This window comes from Rhodococcus ruitaii, assembly GCF_055230935.1.
Genome location: NZ_JBUYWC010000004.1, coordinates 432,400 through 453,660, shown reverse-complemented (window position 1 = coordinate 453,660; position 21,261 = coordinate 432,400). Strand labels below are relative to the sequence as shown.

Below are 21,261 nucleotides of genomic sequence, written 5' to 3'. Positions count from 1 at the left end.
GTGCGACGTAGGCCTCGATCCCGATGATCGGTTTGATCCCGGCCTTCGTCGCGGAGTTGTAGAACTCGCTGGCGCCGTACATGTTGCCGTGGTCGGTCATGCCGACCGCCGTCATCTCGAGCCGTTGTGCCTCGGCGAACAGCGGGCCGAGTTTGGCCGCGCCGTCGAGCATCGAGTACTCGGTGTGGTTGTGCAGATGAACGAACGACGAGCGACTCACGATGGCCACCCACCCGAAGCCCGGAACACGCATTGGTTGTTCACTTGCACTCCGGATTGCGACACCATGTCAGGTATATGACCAGTTAGAGTGACTACGTGTCGAACAACCGGCACGACCCCGGGAAACAACTAATGGATGTGGGAGCAGGTAGCTGTCTTGGATCTCGATCTGTCCGCAGTGCGAGCAATGATTGCCATCAGCGACGAAGGTCAGTTCAGCCGGGCCGCCTCGGTGCTGGGCATCAGCCAGCAGGCGGTGTCCAAGCGAATCGCCAAGCTCGAGGGGCAACTCGGCACCCGACTGTTCGTGCGACGAGCCGGCAGCGTCGCATTGACGGTCCACGGCGCCCGGTTCCTTCCGCACGCGCGCTCGGTCCTCGCCACGGCCGACGCTGCAGTGGCTGCGGTGCTCGATTCGCAGGTACTTCGCGTCGCGGTGCACGGCGCCCAGATCGCCGATGCGAATCTGATGCGGTTCTACCTCGAGAAGTCCCCGGAAGCGGAGATCGAACTGATCATGATGAACCCATCGATGACATCACGGGACGCCGTGATCGACGGTCGGGTCGACATCGCCTTCGCCCGCGAGCACTGGGGCACCCGTCCCTTGCCGGCTCACGTCACCGCAGTGCCCGCCTACCTCGACGCCCTGCATCTACTTGTCAGCAATGGCCATCCACTCGCGAGCCGCGACCAGGTCGAATTCGACGATCTCGATGGCCTCACTGCGTGGGTGCCCGGTGCCGGTTTCGACTCCGAAGTCGGGGACTTCTACCGTCGGCTCAGCGACAGCTGCGGCATCACCATCGATACCGAGCGACACCGTGGCGGCATCGGGTTCACGAACATTCTCGATCGCATCGCCGACTCGACGACGCTGGTCACCTTCGGTGGTGAAGGAACCACGACACCGTGGCACCCGAACATCCGCCGCGTCCCCATCATCGACCCCACACCCGCCTACCCCATGTCGCTGCTGTGGCAGGAGAAGGTCTCTGGCCATCCACAACTCAACTCTCTGTACGACTTCGTCACTGGCAGCTACAACAGCAACGCAGTTAGCGACGTGTGGGTACCAGAGCCAGATCGTGCAGTGCTTACTCGATGACCGCCGCGCACCTCGCAGGTGCCCCCACTGGCCGACACCCACCAAAAAATGTTGCATTACAAGGTATCTCCATCGACTGAAGATGTTAGATCCTTGACTGCCACCCGCGCCAGTGGACTGGGCGTAACGACTGTATGTCCGAAAATCGATAGTCGCCGCCACCGAAAGTGCTGCGATCGCCTGGAGAAGCTCCTCTTTCCTCCTATCGCCATCCCTCGAACGCGGTCGGCTCAGTCAAGTGTCCACCACCGGGGGCGACCTCACTGCCAGCAAATCGGTGGTGCAGTTGTCGACGTGTTTCTTCACTGAAACCGTCAACAACTGCACAACCGAACAGGTTTCGCAACGAATCAGCGGCGAGCTTCTACTTGACGTCCGACCCGTGCTTCGTCAGCGCCATGACCTCGATGTTCATGTACGGGAACAGCGGCAAGTTGAACAGGATCTCGTGCAGCTCGTCGGCCGAGTCCACGTCGAAGATGGAGATGTTGCTGTACTTTCCGACGATGCGCCAGATCTCGGGCCACTTACCGGCACGCTGGAGTTCCTGGCTGTAGGCCTTCTCCTTCGCGATCGTCTCGGCGCGCACCGTCGGGTCGAGGTCCTGCGGAATGTTGACATCCATTCGAACGTGGAACAGTGCCATGGGTTTTCTCCTTCGGAAGTAGCTTGAAAGCGAGGTGCGACGTCAGTCGCGGGCGTACTTCTTCACGACATCCATGTCGAGTTCGACGCCCAGACCGGGCCCCTCCGGCAGGTGTACTTGCCCTGCGGAGTACTGGAGCGGCGTCTGCAGCAGCTCGACCGCGAACAGCTGCGGGCCGAACAGCTCTGTCCCGTAGTTGATGCCCGGCTCGGAACACGCGAAATGAATGGACGCGGCAGTTCCGATGGGGCCTTCGATGGACGTCGCGCCGTGGCAACGCAGTCCGGCAGCCTTCGCAACGGCGACGACCTCCTTGCTCCGCTGCAGGCCACCGCATTTGGTGGTCTTGAGGGCGATGACGTCGGCTGCGGCGAGCTTGGCGACCTCGTATGCGTCGTGCGGGGTCTGGACGGATTCATCGGCCATGACCGGCGCGGAGACACGGCGGTTGATCTCGGCAAGCACATCGAGCTGGTCGGCCGGGGTGGGCTGCTCGATGAGCTCGACACCGCCGTCGACGAGTTGCGGAACGTGGCGCAGCGCGGTGAAACGATCCCAGCGGGCGTTGACGTCGATGCTGAAGCCGACCTTGCCGTCGAACGCTTCCACGATCTTCACGACACGCTCGGTGTCGACGACGGGGTCGAGAGCACCCATCTTGAGTTTGAAGGAGAAGTTGAGGCGCTGCTCCATCTTGTGCGTGACCTCGTCGACGATCTCCTCGAGAGGTGCCGCGCCGAGCGCCCAGCGCACGTCGACTCCGGTGCGGAACGCACCTCCGAGCAGCGACGCGACCGGGATGCCGAGGCTGCGACCCCACGCGTCGTGCATGGCCACGTCGACCGCAGCCTTCGCGAAACGTGCGTTCGCCACGATCCGTTCGATGTCGAGCATGACGCCGCTGATCCCGTCGACGCCGCGACCGATGATGTACGGACCGATGTAACGATCGACGATCTGCTTCATCGTCTCGACGGATTCGCCTCCCCACCACGGGCCTCCGGGCACGACGCCTTCGCCGTAGCCGGTAACGCCACCGGCGGTGGTGACAGCGACGAACAGGATCGGCTGCGCTTCCGATGTCATGGTCGCGAACTTGTGCGGACGAATCAGGGGTACATCGACGATCGTCGATTCGACGGAGACGATCGCCAGGTCGGGGTCGGACATCTTCGGTCAGCTCACAATCAGTTCTGGGTGTGACGGTAGATACGGCGCAGAGGCTCTCGCGGAGAATGCCGGTGCCCCTGTGGGACACCGGCATTCGAGGTCAGATGTGGATCACGCTTCGGGATCGAGCGCGAAGTTGTACGTCACCTCGGCAATGCCTTCGGCGTTCGCCTGCGGATCCAGGATCAGCTCCGGCTTGGTTGCGGTCGCGACGTCATTGTCGACCCACTCACCGCCCTGGAAGTAGAGCTGCGTGGTGACGGCACGCTTGCCCGGGGCCGACACCAGCAGGTGCAGGTGGGCTGGACGCCACGGGTGGCCACCGTAGGACTTGATGAACCAGCCGGTAGGCCCGTCGTTCGGGATCTGGTACGGGGCCGGCTTGAGGGTGGTGATCTCGTAATTACCGTCCTCGTCGACCTCGATGGTGCCGCGCAGGTTCCACTCGGGGATACCGGGGGCGAACTGCGAGTAGAAGCCGTCCTCGTCCGCATGCCACAGTTCGACGGTGGCGCCGGGGATGCCGTTGCCTTCGAGGTCGGTCACCTTGCCCTTGAAGATCAGCGGAGGCGCAACCTTGTCCTTCTCGCGCATCGGCATGGTGCACTTCGACGGCAGCTTCGGGGCGTTCGGCACGTAGTAGGGGCCTTCGATGGATCCCTTGGTGCCGGTGAAGTGCTTGCGGTTGTAGTGCACCTCCTCGATCTCGTGCTCGAGGAAGACATCCAGCCACAGCGGCCACTCGCCGTACTCGCCGACGTCGATCATCCACTGCTTGAGCACCCGGTACTCGTCGTATGTCACCTCGTGCTTGTGAACGACGCCGGCAAGAGCCGCGAGCACGTCCTTGTAGATCTCGGCGGCGCGCTCGACGGACGTGTCGGACGTAGCCCGCGCGGACTTGAACTTGTCGGTGGCGGCATTGCCGGAACCGTGAGCGGTGGGGTTCTCGGTGGTGGTCATGGACTCTCCTCGTCGGGGCTGAGAACGGCATGGAAAGCACTGGTCCGGTCCGTCCGGGGGCTGTGGACTTACCGAGTACGCTATGCGTACTTGCGAACCGCGATGCGTACACCACATACTGTGCGTGTTGTCACATCGCTTGTCAACACCGGATGCGGCAACATCGACAAGTCCCGCTGGTAGGAGATGTAATGCCGAGCACCGACCTAGGCAACAACCGGAGTAACGACCGCGACTTCGTTCAGAGCATCGAGCGCGGTTTTGCGGTATTGCAGGCCTTCGACGACAAGGACCCGAAACCGACGTTGGCCGAAGTTGCGAACAAGACCGATCTGTCGCGTCCGGCGGTGCGTCGAATCCTGCTGACACTCCAGCGGCTCGGCTACGTCACTTCGACGGGAACGCGCTGGTCATTGACGCCGCGCGTCCTGAGCATAGGGCAGCACTACACGGCCTCACACACTCTTGTGGATTCCGCTCTGCCGAAATTGGTGGAGATCGCCGACCACACCCACGAATCGGCGTCGCTCGGTGTCCTCGACGGGACCGAAGTCGTGTACGCGGCCCGCGTACCGGTGCGACGGATCATGAGCATCAACGTCTCGGTCGGCACCCGGGTACCTGCGTACGCGACCTCGATGGGTCGCGCCCTGCTCGCCTGGTCACCTCGCGATCAGGTCGACGCCGTGATCGCGGAGACCCGGTTCGAGAAACTCACCCCCACCACCATCGACAACGCCGAGGCATTCCGCGCCGAGCTTGCAGAGGTGCACAGCCAGGGGTATGCCATGGCATCCGCCGAGCTCGAAGAAGGGTTGATCTCGATCGCAGCACCTGTGTTCGATCCCGCCGGCCATGCGGTGGGCGTGCTTGCGTGTTCGACGTCGACGGGACGGCACACCCTCGATTCGTTCCGGGATCTGTGCGCCAAACGCGTGGTGGACTGCGCTGAGACATTGAGCGCAGAACTCGGCTACCGCCACCGCTGAACGAGTACCGATACCGAATCCGGATCAGACGCCTATCGTTTCAGGAGCGCAGCGTCGCGGAGGGCACTACTCCGTACTTGCGTTTGTATGCCGCCGAGAACCGCCCGGTGTGCGTGATTCCCCATTTCAACGCCACATTCGTCACCGACAGATTGCTATCGGATTCGGCCGAGAGCTCCTCGTGGATGCGCGACAACCGCAAATCGAGTAGGTAGTCGCGAGGGCAGACACCGAGGTACTCCCGGAAGCCCTCCTGCAGACGACGCACGCTCACCCCGGCGACCTCGGCCATGTCCGCCGACGTCCAGGGCAAAGACGGATCGTCGTGCACTCGGTCGAGGACCCGCTTGATGATCCGCGGTCGCGCTCCACCCGTCGGATCGGCGTCGTCGGGCATCACCGCGAGAATGAACGACGATGTCAGAGCACCGGAGAGCTGATCGGCGACCAGTGGGTTACGCCAGAGGGATTCATCGGCCTTGAGCTGCTCGATGACCGAACGCAGCAATGCCATCCAGCTCTGCCCTGCGTCGGTCGAAAGATCGACCTGAGAGGGAAGGCGCAGGTCGGGGCGCCCGAGAATGCGGGCCATCTCCCGGTGCAGGTAGTCGCGCTCGAGCTTGACCCCGACGATCTCGCAGTCGCCGCTCCACCGACGGATCCTCGCGTCGATGTCCGGCTCGAACACGGTTGCCTGCCCCACCCCGGACGCGGTCTCGACACCACTGGCGATCGACTCGATCGTGCCCGACAAGGGAATATTCACGGCATAGGCGCCCGGGTGCGAGCTGTGCACCGACGCCTCGGCGCCCCAGCCGATCCGGGCCAACCGGATCGGACCCAAAGGCAATGTGCGCAGCTCGAGGCGGGGTTCGACCTTTTCGAGGGGCGTGAGGTCATGCGAGAAATACGCATGCGACACAACCTCTTCCACCTCGTCCCAGTCGGACGGGTGTCGAGTCGAATCCTCTGCCATCTGTGATCCACCCTCGTTTTCGGATATCGGGGACCTTGATTTCAGTGTGATCAGGGACATGCTCCCTGGCAAACAAGGACTTTATACCTACCCGCCGCGCTTGACGGATAGTGACCGCGCTCACCGGATCGCGAATCCCTCCCGGTGACCATATGGTCTGCGTCACACCAGATCGAACCGGACAGGGAGGACGCAGACATGGAACAGCGAGACCTGCGAAACATCTTCGGACAGTTTGCAAGTGGCGTCACGGTCATCACCTGCGCCAACCGGGACGGCGAACCGCACGGCGCCACCGTCACCGCCTTCACGGCAGTCTCGCTCGAACCGCGACTGTGCCAGGTCACCTTGGCCCGCACATCGAAGGCCTGCGGATTTCTGTCGGGGGCGCCGTTCGCCGTGAACGTCCTCGCTGCCGACCAGGTCGACACTGCGATGCACTTCGCAGGCAGACCGCAGTCGCCCGAACCGATATGGGAGGACGGCCCCACCGCCCCGGTCCTCGCTGGCACCGCCGCAACGATCTCGTGCATCCCTTGGCGCGAGTACGACGGCGGCGACCACGTAATCTACATCGGCGAGATCGTCGATGCCTCCAGCCGCGAAGTCGATCCTCTTCTCTTCTTCCGCAGCACCTTCCACGACCTCGGCACTCCCAGCGCGTCCGCCGCATGGAACGGATCGATGGACGATCCGCACAGCGGATGGTTCGACGCCCAAACCAAGTTCACCCCGCTTCACCTGGCCGCATCCCCGGTCTGACACCGCCTGACACAGCGAATCCCTGCCCCACTGGACTAGGAGAATTTCCGTGACCATCACCGAACCGCGCCCCGCCGACACCCTCGACCGTTCCAAGGTCAACGTGGCCGCCGACTGCGAGGCGAACACGCAGAAGAATTTCGCGTCGCGCCCGATGACCGGCGACGAGTACATCGCCTCGATCGACGACGGCCGCGAGATATACCTGCACGGTGAGCGGGTGAAGGACTTCACCAATCACCCGGCATTCCGAAACTCGATTCGCATGACCGCGCGACTCTACGACGCACTGCACACCGGTGAGCATGTCGACAAGCTCACGACCCCCACCGACACCGGCAACGGCGGCGTCACGATGCCGTTCTTCCGCACACCGAAATCATCGGAAGACCTGGTCAAGGACCGCGATGCGATCGCGACCTGGGCACGCATGACCTACGGCTGGATGGGCCGCAGCCCCGACTACAAGGCATCCTTCCTCGGCACCCTCGGCGCCAACGACGAGTTCTACTCGCCGTTCCAGGACAACGCGAAGCGCTGGTACAAGGAATCGCAGGAGAAAGTCCTGTACTGGAACCACGCGATCATCAACCCGCCGGTGGATCGTCAACTGCCTCCCGACCAGGTCGGCGACGTGTTCATGAAGGTCGAGAAGGAGACCGACGCCGGCCTCATCGTGTCCGGCGCGAAGGTCGTCGCGACCGGCTCCGCGATCACGAACTACAACTTCATCGCCCACTACGGCCTGCCGATCAAGAAGAAGGAATTCGCGCTGATCTGCACGGTGCCGATGGACGCACCCGGCATCAAGCTGATCTCCCGCGCCTCCTACTCGGAGAACGCCAACATTGTCGGCTCTCCGTTCGACTACCCGCTGTCGAGCCGCATGGACGAGAACGACGCCATCTTCATCTTCGACAAGGTTCTCGTCCCGTGGGAGAACGTCTTCATGTACGGGGACGTCGAGAAGATCAACCAGTTCCTGCCGGGCTCCGGTTTCCTCCAGCGCTTCACGCTGCAGGGCTGCACCCGCCTCGCGGTGAAGCTCGACTTCATCGCAGGCCTGCTCATGAAGGCCCTCGACGCCACCGGTGCCGGCGGATTCCGAGGAGTGCAGACCCGCGTCGGTGAGGTCATCGGCTGGCGCAACCTGTTCTGGTCGCTGACCGACTCCATGGTCAACAATCCCGAACCGTGGATCGGCGACACCGTCATCCCGAAGCTCGAATACGGCCTGACGTACCGGATGTTCGCGATGCAGGGTTACCCTCGCATCAAGGAGATCATCGAGCAGGACGTCGCCTCGGGCCTGATCTACCTGCCGTCGTCCGCCGCCGACTTCAAGAACCCCGACGTGCGCCCTTACCTGGACAAGTACGTTCGCGGATCCGACGGCATCCAGGCCGTCGACCGTGTCAAGGTCATGAAGGCACTGTGGGATTCGATCGGATCCGAGTTCGGTGGCCGCCACGAGCTGTACGAGCGGAACTACGCCGGCAACCACGAGAACGTCAAGGCCGAACTGCTGTTCGCCGCCGAGACCCGCGGTGATGTGGCCTCCATGAAGGGATTCGCTGAGCAGTTCATGAGCGAGTACGACCTCGACGGCTGGACGGTGCCCGACCTCATCGGCAACGCCGACGTGAGCGCCTTCTACGAGAAGTAACACTCCTACCACCGAGCGCGGGCGGACGACGTCATCGCCCGGACGAAGTTCGTGATCGACGACGACGGGAAGATCCACCTGCAAGGTCGCGAAACGGGCGGTATCGATCCCCCCTCCGTGACAGCGCACGGATTCCCCAACCTGTTCCGCCGCCGGCACCGATCGCACCGATTCCCTCGGCTACACGGTGTCGTGCATCGAGTACATGCGTGCGCACGACCACGACTTCGTCGAGCGGCGGCTACGGACAGCGGTGGCCGACGACGACTATCCCGAGTTGTCTTTCGACCGTCCGACCCCGGTCATGTGGGTCGGGTAGCGGAGATACACGCCTATTGGACAGATGCACACCGCCAAACGGTGTGCATCTGTCCAATTCTCTTGTCGCTGAAGCTCCGCATTCAATGCCGCAACATCCTCGAGGGCATCGTCCGTCATGCGCTCGCGCTGGACCCGGATCGGGAAATCTTGCTGTACCACGGCGTGCGCACCTGCGCCGACGTGTACGACGCCGACTACTTCCGTGAACTCGAGAGCAGGAATTCCGGCTTCCGATGCGTCACGTGCGTGAGCCGTGAGAACGGTGGCGATCGCGAGGGCTACGTCACCGATACCTTCATGGAGGACGTCGCCTCGGCGAAGGAGTTCGCGGGCTACATCTGCGGGTCGGAGAAGTTCACCGCCGGCGGGTAGGGTCCCGCTCATCCAATGGCCGAATGTCCAGAGCACTTCGTCCCCCGAGCCTCGGGTCCTAGGTATCACTAGGCATTTACCCGGTGTGACCGTGAACACAGGATGCCAGGGTAGTAGCAACACCGGACACAGCCCGTTCGAGCCGCAGGACCAGCCAGTCCACAGAGTCCCGCACGACAGCTACATACGAGCCGGAATCGGACATCAGCCCTGTACGTCCCGGGAACGACGCTGACATTGGAGGACCCATGACCGACATCGTGGAACACGTACGCACCCACCTCGACGGAGCGCTCGTCGAAGATCCCGACACCGGACGGCACCAGATCCGCCGCGATGTCTTCACCGACGAGGAGATCTTCGAGCTCGAGATGAAGTACATCTTCGAGGGCAACTGGGTGTACCTCGCGCACGAAAGCCAGATCCCCAATGTCGGCGACTACTTCACCACCAACATCGGCCGTCAGCCCATCGTCATCAGCCGCGACAAGGAGGGCGAACTGCACGCCCTGATCAACGCGTGTAGCCACCGCGGTGCGATGCTGTGCCGACGCAAGACCGACAACCGCACCACCTTCACGTGCCCGTTCCACGGCTGGACGTTCCGCAACAACGGAAAACTGCTGAAGGTCAAGGATCCTCGCGACGCCGGCTACCCGGAGCAGTTCAATACCGACGGCAGTCACGATCTGACGAAAGTCGCCCGGTTCGAGAGCTACCGCGGCTTCCTGTTCGGCTCGCTCAACCCCGACGTCAAGCCGCTCCCCGAGCACCTCGGCGACTCCACCACGATCCTCGACATGCTCGTCGATCAGTCCCCCGAGGGCCTCGAGGTGCTACGCGGTTCATCCACCTACACATTCGACGGAAACTGGAAACTCCAGGCGGAGAACGGCGCCGACGGCTATCACGTCTCGGCTACGCACTGGAACTACGCGGCCACCACCGCGCGTCGTACCGCCGGTGAGTCTGCCAACGAGACCAAGGCCATGGATGCCGGTACCTGGGGCAAGCAGGGCGGCGGCTACCACTCGTTCGAGCACGGCCATCTGCTGCTGTGGATGTGGTGGGGAAACCCGGAAGACCGCCCGCTGTACCCGCACAAGGACGAGCTCGCCAAGGAATTCGGTGAAAAGAAAGCCGAGTTCATGGTCGGTGCGTCGCGCAACCTGTGCCTGTACCCGAACGTGTACATCATGGACCAGTTCTCGTCGCAGATCCGGCACTTCCGCCCGATCTCGGTGGACAAGACCGAGGTGACTATCTATTGCATCGCACCCAAGGGTGAGAGCGCCGAGTCGCGCGCGGGCCGCATCCGCCAGTACGAGGACTTCTTCAACGCCACCGGCATGGCCACCCCCGACGACCTCGAAGAGTTCCGGTCCTGCCAGAAGACCTACCTCGCGACTGCCGCCCCGTGGAATGACATGAGCCGCGGCGCCACCCACGTCCTCAACGGTCCGGATCAGGTCGCCAAGGATCTCGGAATGAACAACATCCTGTCCAGCGGGGTGAAGACCGAAGACGAGGGCCTCTACCCGATCCAGCACGGCTACTGGCTCGACACGATGCGCAAGGCCATCGACGCCGAAGCCGCAGCAGCCGCCGCCGGCGATCCCACCGCGCTCTGAGAGGAATCGACATCATGACTACCGCAACAGAGTTGACACAGACCGACATCGAACAGTTCCTCTACCGAGAAGCGCGTCTCCTCGACGACCGCGACTTCGAGCAGTGGCTCGAGTGCTACCACTCCGAGGCCGAGTACTGGATGCCGGCGTGGGACGACAACGGGAAGACCACCGAAGATCCGCAGTCCGAGATCTCGCTGATCTACTACCCGAACCGCGGCGGACTCGAGGACCGCGTGTTCCGCATCCGCACCGACCGCTCGTCCGCGACGTCGTTGCCCGAACCGCGTACCGGACACAACATCACCAACGTCGAGATCCTCGAGCGCCGCGGCACCGAGATCGACCTGCGCCACAATTGGTTCTCGCTGTACTTCCGCTACAACACGACGGACACGTACTTCGGCACGACGTTCATCACGCTCGATGTCTCGGGTGATCAGCCGGTGATCACGAAGAAGAAGATCGTCCTGAAGAACGACTACATCCACCACATCGTCGACGTCTACGTCGTCTAGTCCCCGATCGCGAAAGGAGGCTCGAGCACATGACGCACCAGGTGGCATTGAGCTTCGAGGACGGGGTCACCCGCTTCATCAAGGTCAAGCCGAACGAGACCGTCGCAGATGCATCGTACAAGGCGCGCATCAACATTCCGCTCGACTGCCGTGACGGCGCGTGCGGCACCTGTAAGGCATTCTGCGAGTCGGGCACCTATGACGGCGGCGATTACATCGAGGATGCACTGACCGACGAGGAAGCCGAACAGGGCTACTGTCTGCCGTGCCAGATGATGCCGGAGTCGGATCTGGTGGTGCAGATCGCCAGCACCTCGGATGTCGCGAAGACAGCGGCCGCCTCGTACACAGCGACGATCACCGAACTCAACCGCTTCTCCGAGAGCGTCGTCGGGTTCACCGTGGAGATCGACAACCGGGACGATCTGGTGTTCCTTCCCGGGCAGTACGTCAACATCGGGGCTCCCGGTAGCGATGACGGCACCGGCAAGCAGGCGACGCGGTCGTACTCGTTCAGCACCGGACCGCACGACAACGCCCTGGCGTTCCTGGTGAAGATCACCGAAGGTGGCCTGATGTCGGAATACCTGCGCGACCGCGCGCAGGTCGGCGACACCCTCGAATTCACCGGGCCCTTCGGCAGTTTCTTCCTCCGCGAGCGCAAGCGCCCGTCGCTGCTGCTGGCCGGCGGAACCGGACTCGCGCCGCTGCTGTCGATCCTGTCGAAGATCCAGAGCGAGGACACCGACCATCCGGTGCACCTCATCTACGGTGTCACGTTCGACCACGACCTCGTCGAACTCGAGAAGCTCCGGGCATACACAGAGTCGCTGCCGAACTTCACGTTCGACTACTGCGTCGCCGACAAGGAGTCGTCGGCCCCGAACAAGGGCTACGTGACCGGCCTGTTCGAGCCGCAGCATCTGGGTGACGGCGACGTCGACATCTACCTCTGCGGCCCGCCCCCGATGGTGGAAGCAGTGCGTAACCACCTGTCGGAGCACAACATCACTCCAGCCAACTTCTACTTCGAGAAGTTCAACACCTCCGCCACCCCGGGCGGCGCGACCACCCCGGCACCCACCGACGCGGAGAAGGCCGCCGCCGAGAAAGCGGCCGTGGAAACGGGACGGCCCGTCGCACTCGAGACCCCCGCATCGCCGGGCAACTACGAGATCGGTGAGGAGCACCCGCCCGTCGCCGAGTCCGACGAGCAGTTCGACGCCCGCATGGCGCTCGAACTCGGTGTCCTCGAACTCACCATCGGCCGGCTCACTCCGGAGCAGCTCATCGAGTTCCGGATTCTCGCGGAGGCATCCGGCGCGTCCGTCGAGGGCGACCACTTCACGGACGCCGCGGCATTCACCGACACCACCGCCGCGTTCCACGAGTTCCTGTTCCGTTGCTGCACCAACCCGGTACTGCTCGAGGCATACAACCGCCTCGAAGTGACGCAGCTGATGTACCGGATCCTCCGCGACGCACACTGGATCGAAGGGCACATCGTGGACGAGCACATGCAGCTCGTCGAGGCCTACGAGAAGGGCGACAAGGCTGCTGCCCGCGAGCTGATCATCGCCCACTCCGGCCACGCCAAGGAGACCATGCGGCGGGCGATCGCCGAAGGCGCGACAGCAGGTGCGCGATGAGCGAGACGACGATCTTCCCCGGCCGATTCGACGGCAAATGCCTGACGGTCACCGGTGCCGCACAAGGCATCGGTCTCGCGGTCGCGACACGCGTCGCGGCCGAAGGCGGGGAGGTCGTCCTCGTCGACCGCGCCGAACTCGTCCACGAAGTCGCCGAGTCCCTGCGCGCCGACGGCGGCAAGGCACATTCGGTGACCGCCGACCTCGAGACCTTCGAGGGCGCCGAGGAGGCACTCGCGGTCGCGGTGCAGGCGGCCGGGCGACTCGACGTGCTCATCAATGTGGTCGGCGGAACGATCTGGGCCAAGCCGTACGAGCACTACGCGCCCGACGAGATCGAGAAGGAAATCCGCCGGTCGCTGTTCCCCACCCTGTGGTCGTGCCGCGCGGCAGCGCCCTATCTGATCGATCAGCAGTCCGGGACGATCGTCAACGTGTCGTCCGTGGCGACCCACGGCGTCAACCGTGTGCCGTATGCAGCGGCGAAGGGCGGCGTCAATGCCATCACCTCGGCGCTCGCGCTCGAACTGTCGCAGTACGGGGTACGCGTGGTCGCGACCGCGCCGGGCGGCACCGTCGCGCCGGAGCGACGGGTCGCGCGGGGTCCGGCACCGCACTCCGACCGGGAAAAGGCCTGGTATCAGCAGATCGTGGACCAAACTGTCGATTCCTCGTTACTCAAGCGGTACGGCACGCTCGACGAGCAGGCCGCAGCGGTCACCTTCCTGGCCTCCGACGAGGCCTCGTACATCACCGGCTCGGTACTGCCCGTCGCCGGCGGCGACCAGGGCTGACCAACCTGTCGCCGGGCCTCGCCAGAGGACCTTTCCCGCTGGTGAGGCCCCTTTTTGCGCGAACCCAATTGTGTTACCCCACACACATCGGAGCCTGTCATGACCCGAACCACACAGACCTGGGCCAGTCCACAGCACAAGCGGAGCGTCATCTGGATCGTCACTCTCGCCACCCTCGCGATCATCTTCGACGGATACGACCTCGTCGTATACGGGACGGTCGTCCCGACACTCATGGCCGACCCCACCCAGCTCGGCGAGATCTCCGCGCAACAGGCCGGTGCACTCGGCTCCTACGCCTTGATCGGCGTCATGGTCGGTGCCCTGGTCACCGGCGCGTTCGGCGACCGCGTCGGCCGGCGCAAGATGATGCTCATCAACATCGTGTGGTTCTCGGTCGGTATGGGCGCTGCCGCCTTCTCCACGAGCATCGCGATGTTCGGTGGTCTCCGGTTCTTCACCGGCATCGGTGTCGGCGGGCTGGTCGCCACCGCGGGCGCCGTGGTGGCGGAGTTCGCCCCTCCCGGCAAGCGCAACTTGTTCAACGCCATCGTCTACAGCGGTGTCCCCGCCGGCGGTGTGCTCGCCTCACTCCTCGCGATCCTGCTGCGTGACGCCATCGGGTGGCGCGGCCTGTTCCTCATCGGCGCCCTGCCACTGGTCATCCTGCTGCCCGTCGCGCTGGCCAAACTCCCGGAATCCCCGGCCTGGCTGGTATCCCGCGGCCACACCGGCAAAGCGAACGCCATCTGCGACAAGTTCGGTTTCCCGATGCCGACCGCCACACCCACCGCCCCCTCCGAGAAGATCGGATTCGCTGCACTCGCCACCAGGAAGTATGCGCTCGGCACCGGTCTGCTGGGCATGATGAGCTTCGCCGGACTACTCCTGACCTACGGCCTGAACACGTGGCTGCCGAAGATCATGGCCGATGCCGGCTACAACGCCGACGGCTCGCTCGCATTCCTGCTCGTCCTCAACGGCGGTGCGATCATCGGCGGCATCATCGCATCGAAGATCGCTGACGGCCGCGGTCCGCAGGCCGTCATCGTGACCACCTTCTTCCTCGCTGCCGTCGCCCTGGTGATACTCACGCTCGGGTTCCCGCTGCCAGTGCTCCTCAGCGCCGTCGCGATCGCCGGTGTCGGCACGATCGGCACGCAGGTGCTCGTCTACGGATTCGTCTCCAACTACTACGACACCCCCGCTCGCGCAGCCGGTGTTGCATGGTGTGCCGGATTCGGTCGACTCGGTGGGATCTTCGGCCCGCTCATCGGTGGCCTGTTGATCGGCGCCGGCTTCGCGAACAACGTGAACTTCTACATCTTCGCGGTGATCGCGCTCGCCGGTGGCCTCGTCACCTTCTTCGTTCCCCGACCACGGCAGCACAACACGCGGATCGACGTTCCCGGCACCTCGACCGGGACTACCGTGGGTGCGTGACGGACACTTCGATGTTGGTTGGACGTGAAACCGAGCTTTCGCAGCTCGACCGACTCCTCGGCGGGGCGCGTGCGGGAGCTCCCGTGCTCGCCCTCGTCGAGGGTCCACCCGGCATCGGGAAAAGCGCTCTCGTACGGTCTTTCACGAGTAGGCACCGTGATATACACGCACAGACTGCTTCCGGGGCACCGTGGGAGTCGAACCATCCGTGGGCGGTGCTCGAACAGTTGACACACGCCCCGGCACCCGAGGCCGACCCCATCGATGCGGCCCATGCGTACCTGGACACGATCCACGACACCACGATCCTCGTGGTCGATGACGCGCACTGGTCCGATATCGAATCCCTGCAGGCGCTTTCGTCGATGATCCGCCACGCGCACCAGCGCCCGATCCTGATGCTGTGGGTGGTCCCCGACGTCCTTCCCGACGGCATCGACGACACCACCGCACGAATCCTGTCGTCGCATCGGGCCGACACCGTCCGTGTCCGCGCCCTCACCTCCGGCGACGTCGCCCAGCTCGCGCTTCTCCGCGCGGGCGTGGACCTGTCGCCCTGGACGGCTCGACGCCTGCACGAGCACACCCTCGGGAGTCCCCGGCCGGTGTTGCAGCTCCTCGACGAGATCCCGCACGCCCAATGGCATCGGTGGCAGGCACGGTTCCCCGCACCTGCGCAACACGCCGCGACGGTACGACGTGCCCTCACCGCATGCTCACCCGAGACACGCGCCCTGATCGAAGCGGCGGCGATCCTGGGCACCGGATCGTCGCTCGCTCCGGCTGCTGCACTCGCCGAGGTCGACGACCCCACACCGTTGCTCGACGAAGCACACACCGCCGGTCTGCTGACGATGCGGGAGCGACAGGGCATCGTCACGCTGCTGTTCCCCGACCCGATGACCAGCGCCGCCGTCACCGACGAGATCGGGCCGGCGCGGTGGCGTGAACTGCATGCGCATGCGGCTACACTCGTCGACGACGAGGGCGACGCCCTGTTCCATCTGGTGTCGGCTACGCCCGCCGCCGACGACGCACTCGCAGACCGGCTCGATCGGTTCGCTCGACAACGCGCTGCGGACGGCGCGTGGGCGCAGGCCGCCGAGGCGCTCATCACGGCGGGCCGCATCACCCCCGAACGAGACCTCCGCACACAGCGTTTGATCCGCGGGGTCGACGCACTCACCGGCGCCGCCGACCTCCCCCAGGCTCAGACCTTCGTTCCCGAAATCGAAAGCACTCCCGGCGGCCCGATGCGCAACGCGGTCCTCGGCTACCTCGCCATCCAGCGAGGTCGCGTCGCCGAAGCGCACTATCTGCTGTCGGAAGCCTGGGCCATGGTCGACGAATCGGCGACCGACCCCGAGCTAGCGGCGATGATCTGCCAGCGGATGGTCCTGCACTCACTGGCCAGGATGCGCGGCGACGAACTCGTGGCCTGGGCCGATCGCGCTTCGTCGCTGGTTCCGGGTGATGCACCGGCCGTCGTGGAGTCCAACGCCATCCGAGGTCTCGGTTTGGGCATGACCGGACGCATCGACGATGCCCGCGCTTCGTACGCCGGCCTTGCCGACCACGTCCGCCTCGGGGCACAGAGCCAGCGCATCCGCATGGCAGAAGGCTGGCTCGCGTTGGCGTTGGATGCGCCCGACCGTGCCCGTACCGAACTGGAGGCCTCCGAACCCACCACGTTCCGCGGTGGCTCTCTCCGGATCTCCCTGTGGGCGCAAGCGTGGCTCGCCCGCACACAGTTCACCCTGGGGGCGTGGAACGAGGCCCTGCGCACCGTGGATCGGGCAGCTGCACAACTCGATTCGACCGGTCTGGATCTGCTGCGGCCACTCGTCCATTGGACGGGCGCTCAGGTGCATGCACTGCGCGGCAATTGGGATGCTGCGCGCGAACACCTGCGACACGGCCGCGCCGGCAGCAACGACTACACGCTCATGCTCGTCCCCTCCTGCATCTCCGCAGCCCAGTGCGCAGAAGTAGCAGCAGATTACGACGGAGTACTCCGCCAACTCGATCCCCTCGTGACCCTGCGGCACCGAGAAGCCCTCGACGAACCCGGTTTCTGGCCCTGGCCCGACCTCTACGGCAACGCGCTGGTGATGACCGGTCGAGTCGACGACGCCGACGCCTTCCTACGCCCTCACGAAGAACGCGCCGCCGAGCGAGGTCACCGTTCCGCGAAAGCGCGACTCGGATACGTGCGCGGACGTATTCACGGTGCGCGCGGCGACATCGATTCGGCCCGCGACTCCTTCGAGAGGGCACTGTCCGAAATCTCCACCCTGCCATTGCCGTACGATCGCGCACGCATCAATTTCGCGTACGGACAGACGTTGCGCCGCGCCGGACGGCGGCGTGATGCCGACAGCGTGATCCGCACTGCGCGGGAGCTGTATGCCGTACTCGGCGCGGGCTCGATCGTCGCGCGCTGCGACCGCGAGCTCAAAGCGGGTGGGTTGAAATCCGGTGACGCCGTGAGCACTCGGAACCGCACCGACGTGTCGGCGTTGACACCGCAGGAACGCGCGGTCGCAACCCTGGTTGCCGCGGGGCACACCAACAAGGAAGTGGCCGCGGAGCTATTCCTCTCGGTCAAAACGGTCCAGTACCACCTGACCCGCGTCTACGCAAAGTTCGGCATCCGCTCACGCAGCGAACTCGCGGCACATTTCCGCCGAGAACAGTAAGGAAGACGTAGCCCGATGACAGCCATCGACGACGCCACACCCCCCGACACCGACTTGTTCGAGCGACCCTCCCGGCCATGGATCAGACCCGCGGAGGTGTTGCGTGACTTCGGACCGGGGTACGCGTCGAACGGACTCGTCGGGCTGATCTTCTCGTGCACCGGTCCCGTTGCGGTGATCCTCGCCGCCGGCGCCGCCGGCGGACTGTCGCAGGCGGAGCTGGCGTCGTGGATCGCCGGGGCCTTCGTTCTCAACGGCATCCTCACGATCGCGATGAGCCTCGCCTACCGTCAGCCGCTGGGCTTCTTCTGGACCATCCCCGGCACGATCCTCGTCGGCAGTTCTCTCACCCACCTGAGCTGGGCGGAGGTGCTCGGGGCCTTCTTCGTCACGGCCGCGCTGGTCACCGTGTTGGGAGTGACCGGCCTCGTCCGCCGCGTCATGGAGGCGCTACCCATGCCCATCGTCATGGCGATGGTCGCGGGTGTGTTCCTGTCGTTCGGCACAAACCTGGTGAAAGCGCTCGGCTCCGACTTCGCGATCGCGGTGCCGATGATCGTGGTGTTCCTGCTGCTCAGCGCTGCGGGAAAGCTCGGTCGCTGGATGCCGCCGATCCTGGGTGCTCTGCTCGTCGGCGCCGCCGCCGTCGCGCTCTCGGGCCGCTTCGAGCCCGAACCAGGCAACGGGAGCATTCTTGCTGCCCCGGTGTTCACGGCGCCGACCTTCACGTGGTCGGCGATCGTCGAACTGGTGATTCCCCTCGCGATCACCGTCATCGTCGTGCAGAACGGGCAGGGCGTCGCCGTGTTGCGATCCGCCGGACACAACCCGCCCATCAACGTCTCCACGATCGTGTGTGGTCTGTGGTCGTTCCCCGCGGCGTGCGTCGGAGCGGTGTCGACGTGCCTGACCGGACCGACCAACGCGCTGTTGACCGCCTCGGGCACGCGGTCACGGCAGTACACCGCGGCGCTGACGTGCGGCGGGCTGGCGATCGTCTTCGGCCTGTTCGCACCGCTGTTCGTGCGGTGGATGATTGCGGCACCCGCATCATTCGTCGCAGTGCTCGGTGGTCTCGCGATGCTCAAGGCCCTGCAGGGCGCGTTCGTCGCCGGGTTCGGTCGCCGCTACACGATGGGGGCACTGATCGCGTTCATCGTCACCGCATCCGACGTGATGTTCTGGGGTATCGGTGCGGCGTTCTGGGGGATCGTCGGCGGTGTCGCGGTGTCGTGGCTGCTCGAACGCCACGATTGGACGGATCCTCACGGCGATTAGGCACACCGCCCTGGCACCATGCCCGCATGACCTCGCGGGCACGCACCACGAGGCGATCCCAGGGATCGTCGACGGGCTCCGTGCCGAGGGTTACCACTTCGTGACGGTGTCCGAACTACTCGGCCGGTGAACTCACGAGAGTCCCAACACTGAGTTCCGTGTGGCGTGGACCGCGCGATCTGCCACGGCGACGCCCTGCGCCGGCTCGATGAACGGCGCATCAGGATCCGGCGGCGTGTGGTACCCGCCGACGACGATGTACCGGTCGTATCGCGCGGTCGTGTAACTGTCGGATCCACCGTGCGCGAGGTAGTTGCCCGAATGGACCGAGAAGGCGTCACCGTCGGTGGGCTCCGCGGGAGAACCCCACAGTGTGTTGTTCGGCGACACGGACGGAACCACCAGACCGTCGACGGGCACGTCGCACCCGTAGGTCAGGTCCTTCACGGTCTCGAATGCAGCATCTGCGGCCTCGGGCGTGGCATATTCGAACACTTCCGCGCCCGCGGTGCCGGCCGGGCCGGTCAGATCGTGCGCAGCGAAACCGTCGACGACGTAGGTCCGGGCGCGGTGACCGACCGGGTCGCCGTACTGCGCATACACCTCCTGCGGCGCGCACAGGCTGCCGTATCGGGTCGGTATGCCCACGAGTTCACTGTGCATCCGGGGCGTGAGAAATCCGGCGTAGCCGAGGAGTGCGTCGGGCATGGACTCGGCGGGAATCGTTCCCGGACCGCCGTCGTGCACGGGCGGTTCCTGTGCATTCGCAGGTGCCGCACCGAGGACGGCAGACATCGCGATGGCGCCCGCACCGAGCGCGATCCGGGTCGGGATTCGTTCACGTTGTGCTGTAGCCATATTCGCTACGTCGAGCAACGAAGATCCGCTGTTACCGTCGGAGCGCGTGGAATGGCGCTCGAAATGCGGCGCAAACTGGAGAGATAACGATCGTGATACAGGCATGAAGTCGGGCAAACAGCACGCGCGACCGCGCAGCGCCTGACAGTCTGGTTCTTCGAACACCACCGACGGAAGGATTCCGATGGCACGTCCGGTTCGCGTCGTCGTTCTCGGCTCGGGATCGTGGGGCACCACGGTCGCGGGACTCGCCGCACGCAACACCCCGACCCTGTTGTGGGCGCGCAACCCCGACACGGCGGCCGAGATCAACGAAACCCACCGCAACAGTCGCTACCTCGGCGACCGCGCACTGCCGGAGGGCCTGCGTGCGACGTCGGATCTCGTCGAGGCGGCGCACGAGGCCGACGTGATGGTGGTGGGTGTGCCGTCGCATGCTGTGCGCGCCACTCTCGAACCGATCGCCGACGAAGTACGGGCCTGGGTGCCGTTGCTGTCGCTCGCGAAAGGACTCGAACCGGGCACCCGGCTGCGACCGAGCCAGGTGGTATCGGAATGCCTGCCCGGGCATCCCGTGGGTCTCCTGTCGGGGCCGAACATCGCCATTGAGATCGCCGACGGTATGGCCGCGGCGACAGTGGTGGCGATGCAGGCCGATTCGGTGGCAACTGCGTTGCAGCCGCTATTCGCGTCGAAAGTGTTTCGCGTGTACCGAAATACCGATGTGCTCGGTTGCGAACTCGGCGGTGTGCTGAAGAACATCATCGCGATTGCCGCGGGGATGGCCGAAGGATTGCGAGTGGGTGACAACACCCGCGCGATGGTGTTGGCCCGCGGTCTCGCCGAGATGACCCGGCTCGGGGAGGCGATGGGCGCGAACCCGCGTACATTCGCGGGTCTGACAGGTATGGGTGATCTGATCGCCACGTGCATGAGCCCGGCGTCGCGGAACCGGCGCGTGGGTGAAGCTCTTGCACAGGGCCTGTCGCTCGACGAGGCGCTCGGCAAGCTCGGGCAGGTGGCGGAGGGGGTGAAAACTGCCCCCACTGTGATGGAACTGGCGCGCGAGTACGACATCGAGATGCCCATCGCAGCCGAGGTCGAGGCGGTCGTCGCGGGCCGGCATTCACCAGCAGAGGCGTATCGGGGGCTGCGTCGGATCGCGCCCGGGAACGAGGATGACATCGTGTGACTCG

General features: G+C 64.7%; 19 protein-coding genes. 13 read left to right on the top strand and 6 right to left on the bottom strand.

The window, feature by feature from the left end:
* The coding region (locus ACZI8W_RS07910; protein WP_463367926.1) for a PHP domain-containing protein at positions 1-253 on the bottom strand (253 nt) is incomplete at its 3' end.
* Positions 254-379: 126 nt separating this feature from the next.
* Here ACZI8W_RS07910 and ACZI8W_RS07905 point away from each other — a divergent pair.
* Positions 380-1,330 carry a LysR family transcriptional regulator gene (locus ACZI8W_RS07905; protein WP_463367925.1) on the top strand — a complete coding sequence of 317 codons (951 nt, stop codon included), beginning with the start codon at positions 380-382 and terminating at the stop codon, positions 1,328-1,330.
* A gap of 364 nt (positions 1,331-1,694) precedes the next feature.
* On the opposite strand, the gene catC is transcribed toward ACZI8W_RS07905, so the two are convergent.
* From catC to catA, 3 genes are all read right to left on the bottom strand, one after another.
* Complete coding sequence (gene catC, locus ACZI8W_RS07900; RefSeq protein WP_463367924.1) at positions 1,695-1,976, bottom strand: muconolactone Delta-isomerase; 282 nt, start codon at positions 1,974-1,976, stop codon at positions 1,695-1,697.
* 42 nt (positions 1,977-2,018) lie between these two features.
* A complete protein-coding gene (locus tag ACZI8W_RS07895) occupies positions 2,019-3,146 on the bottom strand; it encodes a muconate/chloromuconate family cycloisomerase (protein WP_463367923.1) in 1,128 nt (375 codons plus the stop codon).
* 111 nt (positions 3,147-3,257) lie between these two features.
* Positions 3,258-4,109: a catechol 1,2-dioxygenase gene (catA, locus tag ACZI8W_RS07890; RefSeq protein WP_463367922.1), complete on the bottom strand. Its 852-nt coding sequence runs from the start codon at positions 4,107-4,109 to the stop codon at positions 3,258-3,260.
* A gap of 191 nt (positions 4,110-4,300) precedes the next feature.
* Here catA and ACZI8W_RS07885 point away from each other — a divergent pair, with 191 nt between their 5' ends.
* Positions 4,301-5,098: an IclR family transcriptional regulator domain-containing protein gene (locus ACZI8W_RS07885; protein ID WP_463367921.1), complete on the top strand. Its 798-nt coding sequence runs from the start codon at positions 4,301-4,303 to the stop codon at positions 5,096-5,098.
* Positions 5,099-5,138: 40 nt separating this feature from the next.
* Here the strand turns inward: ACZI8W_RS07885 and ACZI8W_RS07880 are convergent, their stop codons facing one another.
* Positions 5,139-6,074, bottom strand: a complete 936-nt coding sequence (locus ACZI8W_RS07880) for an AraC family transcriptional regulator (protein ID WP_463367920.1) — start codon at positions 6,072-6,074, stop codon at positions 5,139-5,141.
* 198 nt (positions 6,075-6,272) lie between these two features.
* On the opposite strand from ACZI8W_RS07880, the gene ACZI8W_RS07875 reads away from it, so the two are divergent.
* The 10 genes from ACZI8W_RS07875 (at position 6,273) to ACZI8W_RS07830 (ending at position 19,207) form a co-directional block, all read left to right on the top strand.
* Positions 6,273-6,836, top strand: coding sequence for a flavin reductase family protein (locus ACZI8W_RS07875; RefSeq protein WP_463367919.1), 564 nt, complete (start codon positions 6,273-6,275; stop codon positions 6,834-6,836).
* 49 nt (positions 6,837-6,885) lie between these two features.
* A complete protein-coding gene (locus ACZI8W_RS07870; RefSeq protein WP_463367918.1) occupies positions 6,886-8,502 on the top strand; it encodes a 4-hydroxyphenylacetate 3-hydroxylase family protein in 1,617 nt (538 codons plus the stop codon).
* A gap of 381 nt (positions 8,503-8,883) precedes the next feature.
* The gene (locus tag ACZI8W_RS07865) at positions 8,884-9,195 is read left to right on the top strand and encodes a ferredoxin reductase domain-containing protein (RefSeq protein ID WP_463367917.1); all 312 of its coding nucleotides are present in this window, start codon (positions 8,884-8,886) and stop codon (positions 9,193-9,195) included.
* A gap of 248 nt (positions 9,196-9,443) precedes the next feature.
* Positions 9,444-10,826 carry a benzoate 1,2-dioxygenase large subunit gene (benA, locus tag ACZI8W_RS07860; RefSeq protein WP_463367916.1) on the top strand — a complete coding sequence of 461 codons (1,383 nt, stop codon included), beginning with the start codon at positions 9,444-9,446 and terminating at the stop codon, positions 10,824-10,826.
* A 14-nt stretch (positions 10,827-10,840) separates the two neighbouring features.
* Complete coding sequence (gene benB / locus ACZI8W_RS07855) at positions 10,841-11,344, top strand: benzoate 1,2-dioxygenase small subunit (RefSeq protein WP_463367915.1); 504 nt, start codon at positions 10,841-10,843, stop codon at positions 11,342-11,344.
* A 29-nt stretch (positions 11,345-11,373) separates the two neighbouring features.
* A complete protein-coding gene (gene benC / locus ACZI8W_RS07850; protein ID WP_463367914.1) occupies positions 11,374-12,993 on the top strand; it encodes a benzoate 1,2-dioxygenase electron transfer component BenC in 1,620 nt (539 codons plus the stop codon).
* Entirely contained in the window at positions 12,990-13,787 is a 798-nt protein-coding gene (locus ACZI8W_RS07845) for a 1,6-dihydroxycyclohexa-2,4-diene-1-carboxylate dehydrogenase (RefSeq protein WP_463367913.1), read from the top strand. The genes benC and ACZI8W_RS07845 overlap by 4 nt, the downstream gene beginning before the upstream one ends.
* Positions 13,788-13,886: 99 nt before the next feature.
* Positions 13,887-15,230: an MFS transporter gene (locus tag ACZI8W_RS07840; RefSeq protein WP_463367912.1), complete on the top strand. Its 1,344-nt coding sequence runs from the start codon at positions 13,887-13,889 to the stop codon at positions 15,228-15,230.
* An 11-nt stretch (positions 15,231-15,241) separates the two neighbouring features.
* Positions 15,242-17,929: a helix-turn-helix transcriptional regulator gene (locus tag ACZI8W_RS07835; RefSeq protein ID WP_463367946.1), complete on the top strand. Its 2,688-nt coding sequence runs from the start codon at positions 15,242-15,244 to the stop codon at positions 17,927-17,929.
* 15 nt (positions 17,930-17,944) lie between these two features.
* Positions 17,945-19,207 (top strand): benzoate/H(+) symporter BenE family transporter, encoded by a 1,263-nt coding sequence (locus tag ACZI8W_RS07830; protein WP_463367911.1) that lies wholly within the window; start codon positions 17,945-17,947, stop codon positions 19,205-19,207.
* A 132-nt stretch (positions 19,208-19,339) separates the two neighbouring features.
* Here ACZI8W_RS07830 and ACZI8W_RS07825 read toward each other — a convergent pair whose 3' ends face one another.
* Positions 19,340-20,065 carry a hypothetical protein gene (locus tag ACZI8W_RS07825; RefSeq protein WP_463367910.1) on the bottom strand — a complete coding sequence of 242 codons (726 nt, stop codon included), beginning with the start codon at positions 20,063-20,065 and terminating at the stop codon, positions 19,340-19,342.
* Between the two features lie 184 nt (positions 20,066-20,249).
* On the opposite strand from ACZI8W_RS07825, the gene ACZI8W_RS07820 reads away from it, so the two are divergent.
* Positions 20,250-21,257, top strand: a complete 1,008-nt coding sequence (locus ACZI8W_RS07820; protein WP_463367909.1) for an NAD(P)H-dependent glycerol-3-phosphate dehydrogenase — start codon at positions 20,250-20,252, stop codon at positions 21,255-21,257.
* The last annotated feature ends 4 nt before the right edge of the window (positions 21,258-21,261 follow it).

Excerpts from the sequence above, each read along its gene's own strand:
- catC (WP_463367924.1), bottom strand. The coding sequence starts at position 1,976 with ATGGCACTGTTCCACGTTCGAATGGATGTCAACATTCCGCAGGACCTC.
- ACZI8W_RS07895 (WP_463367923.1), bottom strand. The coding sequence starts at position 3,146 with ATGTCCGACCCCGACCTGGCGATCGTCTCCGTCGAATCGACGATCGTC.
- catA (WP_463367922.1), bottom strand. The coding sequence starts at position 4,109 with ATGACCACCACCGAGAACCCCACCGCTCACGGTTCCGGCAATGCCGCC.
- ACZI8W_RS07885 (WP_463367921.1), top strand. The coding sequence starts at position 4,301 with ATGCCGAGCACCGACCTAGGCAACAACCGGAGTAACGACCGCGACTTC.
- ACZI8W_RS07880 (WP_463367920.1), bottom strand. The coding sequence starts at position 6,074 with ATGGCAGAGGATTCGACTCGACACCCGTCCGACTGGGACGAGGTGGAA.
- ACZI8W_RS07875 (WP_463367919.1), top strand. The coding sequence starts at position 6,273 with ATGGAACAGCGAGACCTGCGAAACATCTTCGGACAGTTTGCAAGTGGC.
- benA (WP_463367916.1), top strand. The coding sequence starts at position 9,444 with ATGACCGACATCGTGGAACACGTACGCACCCACCTCGACGGAGCGCTC.
- benB (WP_463367915.1), top strand. The coding sequence starts at position 10,841 with ATGACTACCGCAACAGAGTTGACACAGACCGACATCGAACAGTTCCTC.
- benC (WP_463367914.1), top strand. The coding sequence starts at position 11,374 with ATGACGCACCAGGTGGCATTGAGCTTCGAGGACGGGGTCACCCGCTTC.
- ACZI8W_RS07845 (WP_463367913.1), top strand. The coding sequence starts at position 12,990 with ATGAGCGAGACGACGATCTTCCCCGGCCGATTCGACGGCAAATGCCTG.
- ACZI8W_RS07840 (WP_463367912.1), top strand. The coding sequence starts at position 13,887 with ATGACCCGAACCACACAGACCTGGGCCAGTCCACAGCACAAGCGGAGC.
- ACZI8W_RS07835 (WP_463367946.1), top strand. The coding sequence starts at position 15,242 with ATGTTGGTTGGACGTGAAACCGAGCTTTCGCAGCTCGACCGACTCCTC.
- ACZI8W_RS07830 (WP_463367911.1), top strand. The coding sequence starts at position 17,945 with ATGACAGCCATCGACGACGCCACACCCCCCGACACCGACTTGTTCGAG.
- ACZI8W_RS07825 (WP_463367910.1), bottom strand. The coding sequence starts at position 20,065 with ATGGCTACAGCACAACGTGAACGAATCCCGACCCGGATCGCGCTCGGT.
- ACZI8W_RS07820 (WP_463367909.1), top strand. The coding sequence starts at position 20,250 with ATGGCACGTCCGGTTCGCGTCGTCGTTCTCGGCTCGGGATCGTGGGGC.